This is a genomic window from Streptomyces sp. NPDC091280, assembly GCF_044768565.1.
Classification (GTDB): domain Bacteria; phylum Actinomycetota; class Actinomycetes; order Streptomycetales; family Streptomycetaceae; genus Streptomyces.
Window position 1 is genome coordinate 703,394 of record NZ_JBIVUZ010000003.1, and the last position, 18,023, is coordinate 721,416.

At 71.4% G+C, this 18,023-nt stretch carries 17 protein-coding genes, 1 tRNA gene and 1 riboswitch; of the genes, 14 read left to right on the top strand and 4 right to left on the bottom strand.

The features are described from left to right. The first annotated feature begins 65 nt into the window (after window positions 1–65). The 8 genes from ACIQPR_RS13280 (at window position 66) to ACIQPR_RS13315 (ending at window position 7,034) form a co-directional block, all read left to right on the top strand. Window positions 66–1,412 carry a jacalin-like lectin gene (locus ACIQPR_RS13280; RefSeq protein ID WP_403646353.1) on the top strand — a complete coding sequence of 449 codons (1,347 nt, stop codon included), beginning with the start codon at window positions 66–68 and terminating at the stop codon, window positions 1,410–1,412. 163 nt (window positions 1,413–1,575) lie between these two features. Continuing rightward, window positions 1,576–2,568, top strand: a complete 993-nt coding sequence (locus ACIQPR_RS13285) for a metal ABC transporter solute-binding protein, Zn/Mn family (RefSeq protein ID WP_403646356.1) — start codon at window positions 1,576–1,578, stop codon at window positions 2,566–2,568. Then, entirely contained in the window at window positions 2,565–3,473 is a 909-nt protein-coding gene (locus ACIQPR_RS13290; protein WP_403646359.1) for a metal ABC transporter ATP-binding protein, read from the top strand. Before ACIQPR_RS13285 ends, ACIQPR_RS13290 begins: the two co-directional genes overlap by 4 nt. After that, window positions 3,470–4,381 (top strand): metal ABC transporter permease, encoded by a 912-nt coding sequence (locus ACIQPR_RS13295; RefSeq protein WP_403646361.1) that lies wholly within the window; start codon window positions 3,470–3,472, stop codon window positions 4,379–4,381. The genes ACIQPR_RS13290 and ACIQPR_RS13295 overlap by 4 nt, the downstream gene beginning before the upstream one ends. Then, window positions 4,378–5,217 (top strand): metal ABC transporter permease, encoded by an 840-nt coding sequence (locus ACIQPR_RS13300; protein ID WP_403646364.1) that lies wholly within the window; start codon window positions 4,378–4,380, stop codon window positions 5,215–5,217. The genes ACIQPR_RS13295 and ACIQPR_RS13300 overlap by 4 nt, the downstream gene beginning before the upstream one ends. Then, the gene (locus tag ACIQPR_RS13305; protein ID WP_403646366.1) at window positions 5,217–5,642 is read left to right on the top strand and encodes a Fur family transcriptional regulator; all 426 of its coding nucleotides are present in this window, start codon (window positions 5,217–5,219) and stop codon (window positions 5,640–5,642) included. Before ACIQPR_RS13300 ends, ACIQPR_RS13305 begins: the two co-directional genes overlap by 1 nt. Before the next feature lie 69 nt (window positions 5,643–5,711). Then, the gene (gene rpmF / locus ACIQPR_RS13310) at window positions 5,712–5,882 is read left to right on the top strand and encodes a 50S ribosomal protein L32 (protein ID WP_403646369.1); all 171 of its coding nucleotides are present in this window, start codon (window positions 5,712–5,714) and stop codon (window positions 5,880–5,882) included. Window positions 5,883–5,888: 6 nt separating this feature from the next. Then, window positions 5,889–7,034: a GTP-binding protein gene (locus ACIQPR_RS13315; protein ID WP_403646372.1), complete on the top strand. Its 1,146-nt coding sequence runs from the start codon at window positions 5,889–5,891 to the stop codon at window positions 7,032–7,034. A gap of 11 nt (window positions 7,035–7,045) precedes the next feature. Here the strand turns inward: ACIQPR_RS13315 and ACIQPR_RS13320 are convergent, their stop codons facing one another. The 4 genes from ACIQPR_RS13320 to ACIQPR_RS13335 all read right to left on the bottom strand — a co-directional run bounded on the left by ACIQPR_RS13320 (window position 7,046) and on the right by ACIQPR_RS13335 (window position 11,815). Then, on the bottom strand, window positions 7,046–7,981 hold the full coding sequence (locus tag ACIQPR_RS13320; protein WP_403646374.1) for an SGNH/GDSL hydrolase family protein: 936 nt from the start codon (window positions 7,979–7,981) through the stop codon (window positions 7,046–7,048). 182 nt (window positions 7,982–8,163) lie between these two features. Further along, window positions 8,164–10,380: an MMPL family transporter gene (locus ACIQPR_RS13325; protein ID WP_403646377.1), complete on the bottom strand. Its 2,217-nt coding sequence runs from the start codon at window positions 10,378–10,380 to the stop codon at window positions 8,164–8,166. A 131-nt stretch (window positions 10,381–10,511) separates the two neighbouring features. After that, entirely contained in the window at window positions 10,512–11,153 is a 642-nt protein-coding gene (ribA, locus tag ACIQPR_RS13330) for a GTP cyclohydrolase II (RefSeq protein WP_403646379.1), read from the bottom strand. 164 nt (window positions 11,154–11,317) lie between these two features. Further along, entirely contained in the window at window positions 11,318–11,815 is a 498-nt protein-coding gene (locus ACIQPR_RS13335; protein ID WP_403646382.1) for a MarR family winged helix-turn-helix transcriptional regulator, read from the bottom strand. A 66-nt stretch (window positions 11,816–11,881) separates the two neighbouring features. On the opposite strand from ACIQPR_RS13335, the gene ACIQPR_RS13340 reads away from it, so the two are divergent. The 6 genes from ACIQPR_RS13340 (at window position 11,882) to ACIQPR_RS13365 (ending at window position 18,017) form a co-directional block, all read left to right on the top strand. Then, complete coding sequence (locus tag ACIQPR_RS13340; RefSeq protein WP_403646384.1) at window positions 11,882–13,012, top strand: dihydrofolate reductase family protein; 1,131 nt, start codon at window positions 11,882–11,884, stop codon at window positions 13,010–13,012. A gap of 140 nt (window positions 13,013–13,152) precedes the next feature. After that, window positions 13,153–14,358: an alginate lyase family protein gene (locus tag ACIQPR_RS13345; protein WP_403646387.1), complete on the top strand. Its 1,206-nt coding sequence runs from the start codon at window positions 13,153–13,155 to the stop codon at window positions 14,356–14,358. A 52-nt stretch (window positions 14,359–14,410) separates the two neighbouring features. Continuing rightward, window positions 14,411–14,484, top strand: a tRNA-Met gene (locus ACIQPR_RS13350). A 27-nt stretch (window positions 14,485–14,511) separates the two neighbouring features. Beyond that, window positions 14,512–15,696, top strand: coding sequence for a PP2C family protein-serine/threonine phosphatase (locus ACIQPR_RS13355; RefSeq protein WP_403646390.1), 1,185 nt, complete (start codon window positions 14,512–14,514; stop codon window positions 15,694–15,696). A 153-nt stretch (window positions 15,697–15,849) separates the two neighbouring features. Beyond that, a riboswitch (cyclic di-AMP (ydaO/yuaA leader) is annotated at window positions 15,850–16,006 on the top strand. Between the two features lie 11 nt (window positions 16,007–16,017). Then, window positions 16,018–17,025, top strand: a complete 1,008-nt coding sequence (locus ACIQPR_RS13360; RefSeq protein WP_403646393.1) for a M23 family metallopeptidase — start codon at window positions 16,018–16,020, stop codon at window positions 17,023–17,025. Between the two features lie 47 nt (window positions 17,026–17,072). After that, window positions 17,073–18,017: an aldo/keto reductase gene (locus tag ACIQPR_RS13365; protein WP_403646396.1), complete on the top strand. Its 945-nt coding sequence runs from the start codon at window positions 17,073–17,075 to the stop codon at window positions 18,015–18,017. Window positions 18,018–18,023 lie beyond the last annotated feature (6 nt).

An 18,023-nucleotide genomic window follows, 5' to 3' on the forward strand; every position in this document is an offset into this window, starting at 1 on the left:
GACGGAAGTGGGTTACCGGCGGTAAGTTCCCGCTGCCCCACCCCACTTCACAGGAGTCCCGCCTCATGCGCCGTCTCTTCGCGTGCCTCACGGCCGCCGCCGTCACCTGCGGCGGCTTCGTCGCGAGCGTGTTCCCGGCCGCCGCCGCGGACCCGACCTCCGGGTCCTTCAGCGCCCTGACCTATAACGTCGCCGGTCTGCCGGAGATACTCTCCAGCGCCTCCACACCCCGCGAGTCCAGCACCACGGCCATCGGCCAACACATCGCGCCCTACGACATCGTGAACGTCCAGGAGGACTTCAACTACCACGCCTACCTCTACGCCGGTGACACCGCGCACGCGTACCGCACCCCCACCAGCGGCGGCGCCGGCATCGGCAGCGGACTCAACACCCTGTCCAAACTCCCTTACGACACCGACGACTTCGAGCGCGTCCACTGGAACTCCTGCCAGATCGACTCGGGCGACTGCCTCACGCCCAAGGGCTTCACGTTCATGCGCGAGCGCCTCTCCGAGGGTGTGTACGTCGACTTCTACAACCTGCACACCAACGCCGGTACCAACGACGGCGACGAGGCCTCCCGCGCGGACAACCTCAGCCAGCTCACCACGTTCATCAGCACCCATTCGGCGGGCAACGCGGTCGTGGTGATGGGCGACACCAACACCCGCTACACCCGCTCCGCCGACACCATCGCCGAGTTCGGCGCCGCCAACGGACTCACCGACGCCTGGGTCCAGCTCGTCCGCGGCGGAGTCGCACCCGCCAAGGGCAGCGACGCCCTGGTGTGCGACCAGAGCGGCGCCACCGTGCCCAACACCTGCGAGGTCGTCGACAAGGTCCTCTACCGCAGCAGCAGACTCGTCACCCTCAACGCGACCTCCTACAACAACGAGCACGCCAAGTTCCTCACCGACGACGGACTGATGCTCTCCGACCACGACCCCATCACCGTCGGCTTCACCTGGTCACAGAACACCGACTACCAGCTCAGCGACCAGTTCGGCGGCCCCCACGGCGACTACTACCAGGACATCGACAACGTCCCCGCCGCCGCCCGCGCCACGAAGATCTCCCTGCGCTCCGGCTCCCGCGTCGACCAGGTCGGCATCACCCTCGCCAACGGCACCACACTCACCCACGGCGGCACCGGCGGCACCGCGACCTCCCTCACCCTCGGCAGCAGCGAGTACGTGACGTCGGCGTACCTGTGCCAGGGCCAGAAGAGCGGCCACACCCGGATCTTCTACGCCAGGTTCACCACCAACCTGGGCAACACCCTGGCCGGCGGCACCACCACCTCGGACTGCGTGACCCGCACCGCCCCCTCCGGCTGGCAGATCGCCGGCTTCCACGGCCGCTCCGGCGACGAGGTCGACAAGCTCGGCTTCATCTACACCAAGCGCTGACGCACCCCACGCCCGGTGCCGGGTGGTCAAGTTTCCATAATGATTTTCATTAGAGATAGCCGGTTCTCTAGTAGTGACAATCATTTCCATTTACGGTCGGAGGCGACCCGCTCCGCAGGCCCCTGCCCGCGTGTGAGCCCCCGCCCGTCAAGGAGACCGAGCAGTGCGCACCACCGGCATCCCGATATCCCGCTCCGCAGCCCGCTCCATCACCCCGTCCCGTTCCTCCCGCCCGGTCGTCGGCGGTCTGGCCGCCGTCACCGCGCTGGCCGCGCTCAGCGGATGCTCCACCTCCGCGTCCTCCGACACCGCCGACGCCGGGTCCACGACAGCGGGCAGGACCGTCAAGGTCGTGGCCGCGGAGAACTTCTGGGGCAGCATCGCCGCCCAACTCGGCGGCACCCACGCCCAGGTCAAGAGCATCATCGACAACCCGAACGCCGACCCGCACGACTACGAGCCGACCGCCGCGGACGGTCGGCTCGTGGCCGGGGCGCAGTACACGATCGTCAACGGCATCGGCTACGACGCCTGGGCGGACAAGCTGCTGTCGGCCAACCCCGAGAGCGGCCGCACCGATCTGAAGGTCGGTGACCTGGTCGGGATCAAGCCGGGCGGCAACCCGCACCGCTGGTACTCGCCGGACAACGTCCACCAGGTGATCGAGCGGATCACCGCCGACTACAAGAAGCTGGACCCGGCCGACGCCGCCTACTTCGACGCGCGGAAGTCGGCGTTCGAGACGAAGACGCTGGCGCCGTACAACGAACTGATCGCCGACATCAAGAGCAAGTACGCCAACACCCCCATCGGCGCCTCCGAGTCCATCGTGAGCCCGCTCGCCGAGGGGCTCGGGCTGAAGATGCTCACGCCCGAGTCCTTCCTCGACGCCATCAGCGAGGGCACCGACCCGACGGCCAAGGACAAGCAGACGATCGACCGGCAGATCAGCGAGAAGTCGATCAAGGTGTACGTCTACAACAGCCAGAACGCCACCCCGGACGTGCGGGCCCAGGTGGCCGCCGCCAAGGCGAAGGGCATCCCCGTCGCGACGGTGACCGAGACCCTCACCCCGGCCGGGGCCTCCTTCCAGGCCTGGCAGGTACGGCAGTTGCAGGGCATCGAGAAGGCTCTGGGGCAGGCGACGGGGCGGTGAGGACGGTGCGTTCCGCCGCCGCCGCTGCCTCCCGGCCGGACGGCACGGCCGCCGACACCGCCCAACCGCCCTCTCCCGTCGTGTCGTTGCGCGGCGCGAGCGTGCGCGTCGGCGGCCGGACGCTGTGGTCGGGGGTCGATCTGGACGTCGGCGCCGGGGAGTTCGTGGCCGTCCTCGGTCCCAACGGGGTCGGGAAGTCGACCCTGGTGAAGGTGCTGCTGGGGGTCCTTCCGCCGGCCGCCGGCGAGGTGCGGGTGCTGGGCGGGGCGCCGGGCCGGGCCGGTCACCGCGTCGGCTATCTGCCGCAGCGGCGCAGCTTCGACGCGAGCCTGCGCATCCGTGGCACCGACATCGTGCGGCTCGGTCTCGACGGCGACCGCTGGGGCGTGCCGCTGCCGTTGCCGGGGCGGTTCGGCGCCCGGCGGCGGGCCGCCCGGGACCGGGTCGCCGAGGTCGTCGAGCTGGTCGGGGCGAGCGCGTACGCGCACCGGCCGATCGGCGAGTGCTCCGGCGGCGAGCAGCAGCGGCTGCTGATCGCCCAGGCGCTGGTGCGCGGGCCCGAACTGCTGCTCCTGGACGAGCCGTTGGACAGTCTCGACCTGTCCCACCAGAGCGCCGTCGCCGCGCTCGTCGGGCGGATCTGCCGGGAGGCGGGCGTCGGTGTCGTCATGGTCGCGCACGACGTCAACCCGATCCTGCCGTGGCTGGACCGGGTGGTGTACATCGCCGAGGGCGGCGCGGTCGCCGGCCGGCCGCGGGAGGTGATCACCACGGGGACGCTGTCGCGGCTGTACGGCGTGCCGGTGGAGGTACTGCGGACCGGCGACGGGCGGCTGGTGGTCGTCGGCCAGCCCGAGGCGCCCGCCCGCCACACCGACCGGCACCGCACGGGAGGCGGTCGATGAACTGGGCCGACACGAGCGCCGGTTGGTCGTGGAACCCGGTGACCGACCTCCAGCAGATGTGGGCGTTCCCGTTCATGGTCAACGCCTTCCGGGCCGGGACGGTCGTGGCCGTACTGGCCGCCGTGATGGGCTGGTTCATGGTGCTGCGCCGGCAGAGTTTCGCCGGGCACACGCTGGCCGTGGTCAGTTTTCCCGGCGCGGCCTGCGCGACCCTGCTGGGCATCGGCGCGGGCTTCGGCTACTTCGCGTTCTGCGTCGGCGGCGCCCTGGTGATCGCCGCCATCCCGCGCGCCGGCGCGGGCGGGGGCGACGGCGGAGGGCAGGAGTCGGCACTCACCGGCACCGTCCAGGCGTTCCTGCTGGCCTGCGGATTCCTCTTCGTCGCGCTGTACAAAGGGTTCCTCGGCGGGGTCAACTCCCTTCTGTTCGGCAGCTTCCTGGGCATCACCACGGTCCAGGTGACCGTGCTGGCGGTCGTGGCGGTCCTCGCGCTCGGCGTACTGGCGGTGATCGGGCGGCCGTTGCTGTTCGCCTCCGTCGACGCGGACGTCGCGGCCGGACGCGGGGTGCCGGTGCGCGCGCTGTCCGTGGTCTTCCTCGTCCTGCTCGGGGCGGCGACCGCCGAGGCCGGCCAGATCACCGGCACGCTCCTCGTGTTCGCCCTGCTGGTGATGCCCGCCGCGGCCGCGCAGCAGCTCACGGCCCGGCCCGGCGCCGGCCTGGCGCTCTCGGTGGCGATCGCGGTCGCGGTGACCTGGACCGGGCTGATCGCCGCCTACTACTCGCCGTACCCGATCGGCTTCTACGTGACGACCTTCGCCTTCGCCGTCTACGTCCTGGTGCGGACGGGCCGGGCCCTCACCGCCTCCGCCGGACAGCCCCGGCCGACGGAAGGTGCCGCGGTATGAGCGCGTTCTCGCATCCCTACTTCACGCACGCGCTGCTGGCCGGTACGGCCATCGCGCTGGCGGCCGGGCTCGTGGGGTACTTCCTGGTGCTGCGCGCCCAGGTGTTCACCGGCGACGCGCTCAGCCATGTCGCGTTCACCGGGGCGCTCGCGGCGCTCGCGCTCGGCTACGACCTGCGGCTGGGGCTGTTCGCGGCGACCCTGCTGCTGGCCGTGGTGCTGGGCGTGCTGGGCCGCCGCAGCCGGGCCGACGACATCGTCATCGGCAGCCTCTTCTCCTGGATCCTGGGCCTGGGGGTCTTCTTCCTCACCCTCTACACCACCTCCCGCAACACCGGGAACGGCACCGCCGGCGTCACCGTCCTGTTCGGCTCGATCTTCGGACTCTCCGCCGGGCAGGCGCGGTGGGCGGCCGTCGTCGCGGGCGGGATCTGCCTCGCCGTGCTCGCGGTCGCCCGCCCGCTGCTCTTCGCCTCCGTCGACGAGGCGGTGGCGACGGCCCGCCGGGTGCCGGTACGGCTGCTCGGCCTCGTCTTCCTGGTCCTGGTCGGCGCCTGCGCGGCCGAGGCCACCCAGGCGGTCGGCTCGCTGCTGCTGCTCGGTCTGCTCGCCGCCCCCGCGGGCGCGGCCCAACGGCTCACCGACCGGCCGTATCACGCCCTGGCCCTGTCCGGGGGACTGGCGGTGGCGGAGATGTGGGCGGGCCTGGCCCTGAGCTACCGCGTCCCCCAACTGCCGCCCAGCTTCGCCATCATGGCCGTCGCCACCGCCGTCTACGCGACGGCGATCCTCGTCGTACGGCGGCCCCGTGCGCGTGCCGGTCTCGTGGTGGCGTGATGGGCGCACCGGCCGACGACCTGGACCTGATCGGACGCCGTACCGCCCAACGCGCCTGTGTCGTGGGGGCGTTGATCGACCACGGCGGCTTCGTCGGGGCCCGCGCGCTGCACGGCATCCTGGAGTCGCACGGCGCCCGGGTGGGCCTCAACACCGTCTACCGCACGCTGGCCGCGCTGGTGGACGCCGGTCGCGCCGACGTCGTACGCGACCGGGGTGGTGAACGGCTGTTCCGGCACCGCCCGTTCCCCGAGCATCGGCACTATCTGCTGTGCCGGGTCTGCGGGTTGAGCGTCCCGGTCGACGCGCGGGCGGTGGAGAGCTGGGCGGAGGAGGTGGCCGAGACCTCGGGGTTCGCGGAGGTCGAGCACACCGTCGAGCTCACGGGACGCTGCCCGCGGTGCCGCACGGGCGGGCAAGGTTAGTTAGTAATGGAATCCATTTTCATGTAGCGTCGTCCGCGACCCGCCACCCACCCGAGCAGGAGGACCCCCATGGCCGTTCCCAAGCGGAAGATGTCCCGCAGCAACACCCGGCACCGCCGCGCCCAGTGGAAGGCGAGCACGCCGGCGCTCGTACCGATCACCATCGACGGCGTCCCCTACCTGGTCCCGCAACGCCTGGCCAAGGCGTACGAACGCGGCCTGCTGCGCCCCGAGGGCTGACCGTCCATGCCGTCCGCCCGCCTCCCCGTCACCGTGCTGTCCGGCTTCCTCGGTGCGGGCAAGACCACCCTCCTCAACCACGTCCTCGGCAACCGCGAGGGCCTGCGCGTCGCGGTCGTCGTCAACGACATGAGCGAGGTCAACATCGACGCGGCGCTGGTGCGCGGCGGCACGGCGGCCCTCTCCCGCACCGAGGAACGCCTCGTCGAGCTGACCAACGGCTGCATCTGCTGCACCCTGCGCGACGACCTGCTGGAGGAGATCGACCGGCTGGCGCGCGAGGGCCGCTTCGACTACCTCCTCATCGAGTCCTCCGGCATCTCCGAACCCATGCCGGTGGCCGCGACCTTCGCCTTCGCCCGCGACGACGGCGCCACCCTCGGCGAGGTCGCCCGCCTCGACACCATGGTCACGGTCGTCGACGCGCTGGGCTTCCTGCCCGAACTGGCCGCCGGCGACGACCTCGTCGAACGCGGCCTCGACCAGTACGAGGACGACGAACGCACCGTCAGCGACCTGCTGATGGACCAGGTCGAGTTCGCCGACGTCATCGTCCTCAACAAACTCGACCTCGTCGACGAGGAGTCGGCCGACCGCCTGCGCGCGGCCCTCACCCGCCTCAATCCGGCCGCACGGGTCGTCCCGGCCGTCCACGGCCGCGTACGGCCCGCCGACGTACTGGACACCGGCCTCTTCGACCTGGAACGCGCCCAGCAGGCCCCCGGCTGGGTACGGGAACTCAACGGCGACCACGTCCCCGAGACCGAGGAGTACGGCATCTCCTCGACCGTCTTCCGCGCCGAACTCCCCTTCCACCCCGGCCGGTTGTGGACATTCGTGACCGAGGGCCTCGACAGCGGCGGATACGGCCGCGTCCTGCGCTCCAAGGGCTTCTTCACCCTGGCCGGCCGCCCCGGCGTGACGGGCCTGTGGTCCCAGGCGGGCTCCGTCGCCCGCTTCGAACCGTCGGCCGCCCACGACCCCGACACCCCCGACGCCCAGGAACTGGTCTTCATCGGCACCGACTTGCGGGCGGAAGCACTCCACAGCGCCCTGACCGCCTGCCTGATGACCCCCGGCGAGAGCGTCCCGCCCGCCGACCCGTTCCCGGCCTGGGACACCTACGGCATCGAGGACAGCTGCGAGCACTAGGCCACCGCCCCCTACAGCGCCGACCTCACCTCCCGCAGCACCGCCTCCGCCATCCCGCGCTCGCCGCGCGCGTTCGGATGCACCGGGGCCGCCGGGTTCTGCGGTGCGAGGGGTTCGATCCAGCGGGTGTCCTTCGGCGCGCACGCGTTGTGGGCGGTGGAGGGGGTGTACGTGTCGACGTAGCTGACCCCGGCCTCCGAAGCCCGTTGCCGTAGCGCGGTGTTGAGTTGCTGTTCCGTCTCGCGGAGGTAGGTCACGTCGCCGGGGGCCAGGGACATGCCCCGGCCGCAGTCGGCGCTGTCGGCCGGCAGGATCGCCGGGTAGGAGACGACGTAGACGCGGGCCTCGGGGGCGCGGCGCTTCACCTCGGTCAGGATTCTCGACAGTCGGTCGCCCGCCGTGGCGATCTTCTTCGCCACGGGGCCGGCGTCGCGTGCGCAGGGTGCGTCCTCCGTGAACGTGAAGTACTTTCCGCTGCCCGTGAGTTGATACAGCGCGCCCATCGCCACACAGCGTTTGAGCAGCTTGCCGAAGCCGATGTCGTTGCCGCCGATGCCGATGGTGACCAGCCGGGTGTCCGACGAAAGCGCCCTGAGCTGGGGCGGGTTGGTGCCGTGGTCGGTGTCCTGGGCGGAGGTGAGGTCGGCGGTGGTGGCGCCGCTGCAACTCACGTCGCGGAACTTGTCGCCCTTCAGGCCGAGTTCGGCGGCCACCACGGCCGGGTAGTTGCCGGCGGAGCGGTCGCAGCCGGCCGGGGTTCCGGTGGGTTCGGTGATGCCGGGGGCCGCCGTGTAGGAGTCGCCGAGGGCCACGTACGGGCCGTTCGACGTGGCCGATCCGGCGGTTCGGGTGGTGTTGTCGCCGCCGTCGCGGCTGACCAGGACCACCGTGAGCAGCGTGCCGCAGGCGAGGAGCCCGGCCACCCCGGCCTGCACTGAGGTTTTCATCGAAGTGTCCTCTCTTGCCGTCTCTGACGGGTGGGTTGTGGACGTCCGCGGGCCCGGCGACGGGCGGGGGGAGTGCTCCGTCGCCGGGCCCGGGACTTGCGCCGGGTCCCCGTCCCCACGGGATCCGGGCGCCACGGGGCCGCCTCCGCTCTCGGCGGCCCCGGTCTGGGGGGTCCCTACGGTTACGGGACCGCTGTGAGGTGGACGGTCGGGGTGTCGGCCGGCTCGGTCGCCGGTGCCGGGACCTTGTGGCTCAGCGCCTCGCCCTCGACGTCCACGCGGGGCAGCGTCCGGTCGAGCCACCTCGGCAGGTACCAGGCCTTGTCGCCGAGCAGGGACAGGACCGCCGGGACGATCGCCATCCGGACCACGAACGCGTCGAACAGGACCGCGATGGCCAGCCCGAAGCCGATCATCTTGATCATCGAGGCGCCCGCGCCGATGAAGCCGGAGAACACCGCCATCATGATCAGCGCGGCGGCCACCACCACCCGGGCGCTGTGCCGGAATCCCGACACCACCGCCTGGCGCGGGCCGTCCCCGTGGACGTAGGCCTCGCGCATCCGGGAGACCAGGAACACCTCGTAGTCCATGGCCAGTCCGAAGACGATGCCCACCAGGAAGATCGGCATCAGGCTCATGATCGGGCCGGTCTGGTCGACGCCCAGCCAGGAGGCCAGATGCCCTTCCTGGAAGACCGCGACCACCGCGCCGAGCGCCGCGAGGACCGAGAGGAGGAAGCCGAGGGCCGCCTTGAGCGGTACGAGCAGCGAGCGGAAGACCAGGAGCAGCAGGACGATCGCCAGGCCCACCACCAGCGCCAGATAGGGGATCAGCGCGTTCTGGACCTTCTGCGCCACATCGATGTTCAGCGCGGTGGTGCCGGTGACCTCGAAGCTCGCGCCGGAGGCCCGGGACTCGATGCCCGGCCGTTCGTCGCGGATGGTCTGGACGAGCTGCTTGGTCTTCTCGTCGGTGGGGCTGGTGGCGGGGGTCGCGGAGAACACCGCCGTGTCGCCCGCCGTGTTGAAGCGGGCCGGCGAGACGGAGACCACCCCGTCCGTGGCGGCCAGCTCCTTCGAGATCGTCGCCACGGCGGCCTTCGCGTCCGGTGCTCCCTTCGCGTCCACGACGATGGTCAGGGGGCCGTTGAAGCCGGGCCCGAAGCCTTCGGCGAGGTCGTCGTAGGCACGGCGTTCGGTGGTGGCGGTGGACTTGGCCTCGTCACCGGGCATGCCGAGCTGCAGGTTGAGGGCGGGCAGGGCCATCGCCCCGAGTCCTACGACGCCGAGCAGCAGCACCGGGACCGGGTGGCGTACGACGATCCGGGCCCAGCGGCTGCCGCCGTTCTCGCCGTTGCCGCGCTTGGCCTTCTTCTTGCGGTCGCGGCGGGAGAGCACGGCGTTCGGCCAGAAGCCGAGGACCGCGGGGACCAGGGTGAGGCAGATCAGGACGGCGAGGAGGACCGCGCCGGCCGCCGCCAGACCCATCTTCGTCAGCATCGGGATGCCGACCACGGACAGCCCGGCCAGCGCGATGACCACGGTCAGACCGGCGAACACGACCGCCGAACCCGCCGTGCCCGCGGCCAGTCCGGCCGCTTCGCGGGGCGCGTGGCCCTTGGCGCGTTCCTCGCGGTAGCGGGAGACGACGAACAGGGCGTAGTCGATCCCGCAGGCGAGGCCGAGCATCGTGGCGAGGGTGCCGGTGGTCTCGGAGAGGCCGAAGGCGCTGCCCAGGGCGAGGATCGCGGACATGCTGATGCCGACGCCGAGGATCGCGGTGAGCAGGGGCAGTCCGGCGGCGGCCAGGGAACCGAAGGTGATGAGCAGGACGATCGCGGCTATCGCGATGCCGATGGCCTCGGCGCTGCCGCCCGCCGCGGGCTGGGTGGCGAGCGCGTCGCCGCCGACCTCGACGGTCAGGCCCGCGTCCCGGGCCGTGTCGATGGCCCGCTCCAGGTGGGTCTTGGCGGCGTCGGTGAGGTCGTGGGCCTTCGCCTCGAAGGTGACGGTGGAGTACGCCGTGGACGCGTCCGCGCTCACCGCCTTCGCGGTGAACGGGTCGACGGCGGAGGCCACTTGGGCACCGTCCGCCGCTTCGGTGACCAGCTTCTCGATGGCCGCCCGGTTGTCGGTCGCGGTGACCTTCTCGCCGTTCGGGGCGACGAAGACGATCCGCGCGCTCGCGCCGTCCGCCGCCGTGCCCGGGAAGCGCTGCTCCAGCAGGTCGAAGGCCTTCTGCGACTCGATGCCGGGCATCGTGAAGCCGTCGTCGGGGGCGGCGGGGGCCTTGGCGGCGGCGAAGCCGACGGCGCCGAGGACCGCCACCCACAGGAGGGTGACGAACCAGCGCCACCGGAAGGCCACACGGCCCAAGTGATAGAGGAGAGTAGCCATGGCTGGGGAAGGCCTCCACGTCGGCGGTCGGTCGGGATCGTGGTCCCAACCCTTCCGTCGACGGCCCCCGGTCACGAGGGAGTGCCCTCCCGAATGGAGGGTGTAGCCCGCTACACCATCCTCGGCGGCGGTCAGCCCACGTTCAGGTCCGTCAGCCGGCCCAGCGGCAGCGTGTGGTGGGTCTGGAGGACCTTCGCACGCAGATACCGGACGTTGTGGGGCGTGCTGAACACCCCGGTCGGCACCCGGTCCCGCACGTCGATGCCGAGGCCGCGCAACTGCTCGGCCTTGTCGGGGTTGTTGGAGAGCAGGTCCAGGGACGTGATGCCGAGGGCCTGGAGCATCTGGGCGGCGGCCGTGTAGTCGCGGTCGTCCTCGGGGAGGCCGAGCGCGGTGTTGGCCGCGTAGGTGTCGAGGCCCTGGTCCTGGAGGGCGTACGCGTCGAGCTTGTTGTAGAGGCCGATGCCCCGGCCCTCCTGGCGCAGGTAGAGCAGCACGCCGCCGCGCTCGGCTATGCGCTCGACGGCCTCGCGCAGCTGGGGGCCGCAGTCGCAGCGGGCGGAGCCGAAGACGTCTCCGGTCAGGCACTCGGAGTGCAGCCGGACCAGCGGGGTGGTGCCGGGGGCGGGGTCGCCGAGGACGACGGCGAGGTGTTCCTGGCCGTCGGTCAGGCCGTGGAAGGTGACGAGTTCGGTGTCGACGCTGTAGCCGTCGTGGAAGCGCATCGGTACCCGGACGCGGGCACGCGGGGTGGCGGCGGGGAAGTCGGGCATGCGGGTCTCCGGGTCCGAAGGGTGACGTAGCGATGTGTCCCAGTGTGTTTCAAAACTGAAGCACATCCACGATCACGGACCCTACCTCATGCTTGAAATTTGAAGCAACAGATTTGTGGGGCGCCTCACGAATACGCCTCAGGAGCACGCCTCGCGAGCACGCCTCACGAACACGGCGGCGTGGAGCGGCGGCGCCACGGGACGTCCTCCGGTGCCTCCAGCGCCCGCACGATGCCCGTGCTGATCTCCTCCAGCTGCCCCACCTGCTCCGGAGTGAGATGGTCGAAGATCGCCGCCCGGACCGTCTCGACATGCCCCGGCGCCGTGGCCACCAGCACCGCCATCCCCTCGTCGGTCAGCACCGCCGTACTGCCCCGCTTGTCCGAGGGGCACCCCTCCCGCCGGACCAGCCCGTCCTTCTCCAGCCTGGTCACGGCGTACGTCAGCCGGCTCCGGGTGATCTTCGACCGCTCGGCCAGGTCGGTCATCCGCAGCCGGTGGTCCGGTGCGTCCGAGAGGTTGGCGAGGATGGAGTAGTACAGGTGGGGCATGCCGGCCTCCTGCTGGAGCTGCCGGTCGATCGCGTCCTCCAGGAGGTGCGTCGCGGCGATGTACGCGCGCCAGGCGCGCAGCTCCTCGGCGGTGAGCCAGCGAGTCGTCATACCCCCAGTGTAGGTTTGTTTCAAACTTGAACCAAGACCCGCCGGCCTCCCGGAGAGAGCGCGTCGATGTCCCTGCCCCACGTCCTGCTGTCCGCCGCCGTCTCCCTCGACGGCTACCTCGACGACACCGGCCCCGACCGGCTGCTCCTCTCCAGCCCCGCCGACTTCGACCGCGTCGACGCGGTCCGCGCCTCCGTCGACGCGATCCTCGTCGGCGCCGGCACGATCCGCGCGGACAACCCGCGGCTGCTCGTGAACTCCCCGGAGCGCCGCGCCGCCCGTGTCGCGGCCGGCCGGCCGGAATACCCCCTCAAGATCACGGTCAGCGGCTCCGGCGACCTCGACCCGGCCGCCAACTTCTGGCACACCGGCGGCGACAAGCTCGTCCTCACGACCGACAAGGGCGCCGAGCGGGCCCGCCAACTCGGCCTGGCCGCCGACGTGTTCGCCCTCGGCCCCGAACTCGACTGGCGCCGGCTGCTCCAACACCTGCACTCCGCCAGGGGAGTCGACCGCCTGATGGTCGAGGGCGGCGGCACGATCCACACCCAGCTCCTCCAGCAGGGACTGGCCGACGAACTCCAACTCGTCCTGTCCCCCCTCTTCGTGGGCACCCCGGACGCCCCCCGCCTCTTCGGCCCGGGCACCTACCAGCCGGGCCGACTGCGTCTCGTCGAGACCCGCCCCATCGAGGACGTCGTCCTCATGCGCTACGAACCCACCGCCCCCGGCACCGGCGGCCTCCCCGCCGCCGCCGACCACCACTGGCTCGCCCTCGCCTGCGACCTGGCCGCCGACTGCCCGCCCTCGCGGACCGCGTTCAGCGTCGGCGCGGTGGTGGTGGCCGAGGACGGCACGGAACTGGCCCGCGGCCACTCCCGCGAAGCCGGCGACCCGGTCGTCCACGCGGAGGAGGCGGCCCTCGCCAAACTGGACCCGGCGGACCCGCGCCTGGCGACCGCCACCGTCTACACCAGCCTCGAACCCTGCACCCACCGCGCCTCCCGCCCCAGGCCCTGCGCCCGGCTGATCCTCGACGCGGGCGGACGGCGCGTGGTCACGGCCTGGCGCGAGCCGGACACGTTCGTGACGGCGGCCGACGGAAGCGGGGCGCTGGCCGCGCGGGGGGTCTGCGTGGTCGTACTCCCGGAGTACGCGGAGCGGGCGAAGGCGCCGAACCGTCATCTGCTCGGCTGAGTGCCCCGGCATGGCCCGGCACCTCACGGCCCTCCCGGCGCCGGGCCGTCACGACCGATCGGCCCATCAAATCCTGCGGCCCGCTCCCCGAAGGGCCACGCTGCGAAGGACCCGGTAGGGACAACGCGGAGGTAGGACACATGAGGGCAGTGGCGGTGCTGGGCGCGTCCGTGGCCGTAGGGCTTCTCGCCTCGTGCGGGGCGGCGGACACCGGTACGCGGACCATGGCACGGGCGCTGCCCGCCGGTGCGGCGTTCACGCATCCCGGAGTGCTGGTCAGCAAGGCGCAGCTGGACGCCGTACGCAAGAACGTGGCGGCCGGGAAGCAGCCCTGGCTGAAGGCGTACTTCGGGATGCGGGACAGCAAGTACGGGTCGTACAAGTACACGGCGAAGCCCTACGCCGACGTCGACTGCCCCTGGAACGGCAAGGCCGCGCACGGGTGCGTCGAGGAGCGCGAGGACGCCATCGCCGCGTACACGCAGGCCCTGCTGTTCAGCATCACCGGGAAGCAGCACCACGCGCTCAAGGCGCGGGAGATCATGGACGACTGGTCGGCGAAGATGAAGGAGCACACCTCCGAGGACGCCGGACTCCAGACCGCGTGGGCCGGGTCGACCTGGGCGCGGGCGGCGGAGATCGTGCGGTACGCGCCGGGCGCCGGATGGCCCGCCGACCGGGTGCGGCGGTTCGCGACCATGCTGCGCACCGCCTACCAGCCCGAGGTGACGAAGGACCTGCCGGACTACAACGGCAACTGGGACCTCGCGATGACGGACGCGGCGATCGGCATCGCCGTCTTCCTCGACGACCACAAGGCCTTCGACGCGGCCGTCGCCCGCTTCCGCGACCGCGTGCCCGCCTACTTCTACCTGGAGAAGGACGGCAAGGTGCCGCTCACCCCGGCCCGCTCCACCGTCACCACCCCGCAGAAGCTCACGACGTACTGGTTCAAGCAGACCACCTTCAAGGACGGCATCGCCCAGGAGACCTGCCGCAACTTCAAGCACGTCGGGTACTCGCTGGCCGCCACCGGGCACATCGCCGAGACCGCCTGGCACCAGGGCGTCGACCTCTACAAGGACGTCAAGGACCGGCTCGCCGCCGCCCTCGAATTCCACGCCCGCTACCAGCTGGGCGAGGCCGCCCCCGCCTGGCTGTGCGGCGGGAAGGTCGACCGGAACATGGGGACCGACCTGGAGGTCCCGCTCAACCACCTGGAGGACCGGCTCGGCATGAAGGTGCCCGCCGCGCACCGGCTCGCCGCGAGCACCCGCCCGGCCGGCAGCGACGACCTCTTCGTCTCCTGGGAGACCCTCACGCACGCCGGTAACCCCGCCGACTGAAACGTGTGTGACATCGGGCCCCGTGGATGGCGTATAGTTGGAGACACAACGGCGCGGGGTGGAGCAGCTCGGTAGCTCGCTGGGCTCATAACCCAGAGGTCGCAGGTTCAAATCCTGTCCCCGCTACTCAAGGCCTAGGGCCGGAGTCCAGAAATGGATTCCGGCCCTAGGTGTTTCTCCCGCCACGGTCGGCCCACCCCGCTCGCCACCCTCCCCCCGCCACGAAAGACTGGACGCGTGGAGGACGGTCGGTATGTGCGCAGCGATCCCGTGCCCGACCGGGGCCTCGCCTTCGTCCGCCGGCTGCCCGCGCTGCTGCTCGTCGTCGGGGCGTTCTACGACTACTTCACCCCGCAGGACTTCACCGCGGCCCCCTTCTTCACCGCCGCCCCGCTGATCGCCGCCCCGCTCTACTCGCGGCGCGGCACCGTCCTCACCGGGCTGGCCTCCGTCGCCGTCGTCCTGGTGATCCACCTCAGGCTCGGCATCCTCCTCCACATCGACGCGCTCACCGAGTCGGCCACCGTGGCCACGGTCGCCGCGCTCGCCGTCCTCATCAACGTCCTGGTCCGCCGCAGCAGCGAACAGCTCGCCTCCGTGCGCGAGATCGCCGAGGCCGCCCAGCGCGCCGTACTGCCCGAACCGGCCGAGCGGATCGGCGGGTTCGAGATCGCCGCCCGCTACGAGGCGGCCCAGGAGGGCGCGTTCATCGGCGGCGACCTGTACGCGGTCCAGGACACCCCGCACGGCGTACGCCTGGTCGTCGGCGACGTGCGCGGCAAGGGCATGGGCGCGGTCGCCGCCGTGGCCGTGGTGATCGGGGCGTTCCGGGAGGCGGCCGAGCAGGAGGCCACCCTGGAGGCGGTCGCGCAGCGGCTGGAGCGGGCGCTGGCGCGCGAGGGCACCCGGCGCGACGGGCTCGACGCGGTCGAGGGCTTCACCACGGCCGTCCTCGCCGAACTCCCGCACGGCGACGGTGTCGTACGGATCGTCGACCGCGGCCATCCGCCGCCGCTGCTCCTGCGCGCGGACGGCAGCGTGGACGCCCTGCTCGTCAAGGAGCCCGCACTGCCCCTGGGAATGGGCGAGTTGGGCTACTGGCCCGACCGGGCCGAGGAGTTCGCGTTCCCCGGCGGCGCCACCCTGCTCCTGTACACCGACGGGCTGACCGAGGCCCGCGACGGCCACGGTGTGTTCTACGACCCGGGGGAGCGGCTGGCCGGGCGGACCTTCCGCAGTCCGGTGGCACTGCTCGGAATCCTCGCCAAAGAGGTGCGCCGTTATGCCGGGGGCGGGATGGCGGACGACATGGCGATGATCGCCGTACGTCGGCCGTGACCGGTCAACTCACCCGTTTTTCGCCGGTGGTGGGCCCTTTCGTCCAGCAAGGAAAGGTTAATGATCAAGCGAACGGGCTTGGAAACGGACGCCCGTGTCTATTAACGTTCGATAACGCAGCACGGTCGTCCCAGCCGTCACAAGAGACAGCTCCGTGCGCACGCGCCGAATCCCGCGAGGGAACCGGGGAACCACCACTTGGGGTGAATCGCACGTCGACAGTCGTGGGAACACGACCGGTTTACGCGCGTAGGAGACCTTCCTGCTCCGAACCCGTCAGCTAACCCGGTAGGCGAGAAGGAAGGAAAGGAGCACGCCCACGTGGCGTCCAACCAGGCTGCCCCAGAAGCCCCGTTCGTCTACGGCGGTCACCGTCCCGACGAGGGCCCCTGGGAGGAGTGGAATCCCAGCGCGGAGACCGTTCTTCCCAACCGCGGCAAGCACCGTGTCGCCAAGCAGCGTGGTGGCGGGGGATTCGCCCGCAGCTCCACCGTCCTGGGCGTCGGTGTCATAGCCGCCGTGAGCGCCGGCGGGATGGCCAGCGCCAACACCGGCAAGCCGCCCGTCTCGATCTCCCTGCCCGACCTGCCCTCCGTGGGTCATCTGCTGGACGACTCCGCGAGCACCCCCAAGGGTTCCGCGACCGCGCTCAGCAGCGTCGGCGTCACCGCCAACGAGACCGCCAAGGGCACCTCGGACGCGGGTGAACTGCTGCGCAACCGGATCATGGAGCAGGCCGAGTACCAGCAGCTCCAGGTCGACGGCCGGTCCCAGGCCGCCGCCGAGGCCGCCGTCGCCAAGCAGCTCGACGCCGCCGCCGCGAAGGCCGAGCAGGACGCCGCGAAGAAGGCCGCCGACGCGAAGAAGGCCGCCGAGGCCGCCGCCAAGAAGAAGGCCGAGAGCGCGAAACTCGCCGCGCTCGCCAAGCAGTACACGCTGCCGGTCGCCTCGTACACGATCACCGGCACCTTCGGCCAGGCCGGCTCCATGTGGTCCTCCGGCTACCACACCGGACTCGACTTCGCCGCCCCCACCGGCACCCTGATCAAGGCCATCCACAGCGGCACGATCACCGAGGCGGGCTGGGCCGGCTCCTACGGCTACCGCACGATCCTCACCCTCGACGACGGCACCGAGCTGTGGTTCTGCCACCAGTCCTCGATCAACGTCAGCGTCGGCCAGAAGGTCGCCACCGGAGACGTCATCGGCCGCGTGGGCGCGACCGGCAACGTGACCGGGCCGCACCTCCACCTGGAGGTCCACATCAACGGCGCGGCCACCGCGAGCGACCCGGCGCCCTGGCTGCGCAGCAAGGGCCTCAACCCCTGACCCACCTGATGGAATATCCGGTTCCGGTCCGGCGGTTGACGTGGAGCATGACTTCTCTTCGCAAGCTGGGCCGGTCCGACCTGGAGATCTTCCCGCTGAACCTCGGCGGCAACGTGTTCGGGTGGACCGCCGACGAGGCCACCTCCTTCGCGGTGCTCGACGCCTACGCCGCCGCGGGCGGCAACTTCGTCGACACCGCCGACTCCTACTCCGCGTTCGCCCCGGGCAACCAGGGCGGCGAGTCCGAGACCGTCATCGGCAAGTGGGTCAAGGCCCGCGGCAACCGCTCCGACGTCGTCATCGCCACCAAGGTCAGCCAGCACCCCGACTTCCCCGGCCTGTCCGCCGCCAACATCAAGGCCGCCGCCGACGCCTCCCTGCGCCGCCTGGACACCGACCACATCGACCTCTACTACACCCACTTCGACCAGGTCGAGGTGCCGGTCGAGGAGATCGTCGGCGCCCTGGACGAACTGGTGACGGCGGGCAAGGTGCGGTACATCGCGGCCTCCAACATCACGCCCGAACGCCTCCAGGCCTCCCTCGACTTCTCCGACCGCGAGGGCCTGGCCCGCTACGTCGCGATCCAGCCCCACTACAACCTCGTCTCCCGCGACACCTACGAGGGCGAACTCCGGGACGTGGCCGAGCGCAACGGCCTCGCGGCGCTGCCCTACTTCGCCCTCGCGGCCGGCTTCCTCACCGGCAAGTACCGGCCCGGCACGACCGTGGACAGCCCGCGCGCCGGACGGGCCGCCGGCCACCTCGAATCCGAGCGCGGCCGGCAGGTGCTGACCGCCCTGGACGAGATCGCGCGCGCCCACGACGCCGCCGTCGCGACGGTCGCCCTGGCCTGGCTCGCCGCCCAGCCCACGGTCGCCGCCCCGATCGCCTCCGCCCGCGACGTCGAGCAGCTGCCCGACCTGCTCGCCGTGGCCGAACTGACGCTCACCGACGCCGAGATCGAGCGCCTGAACCAGGCCTCCGCCTGAGGGTCG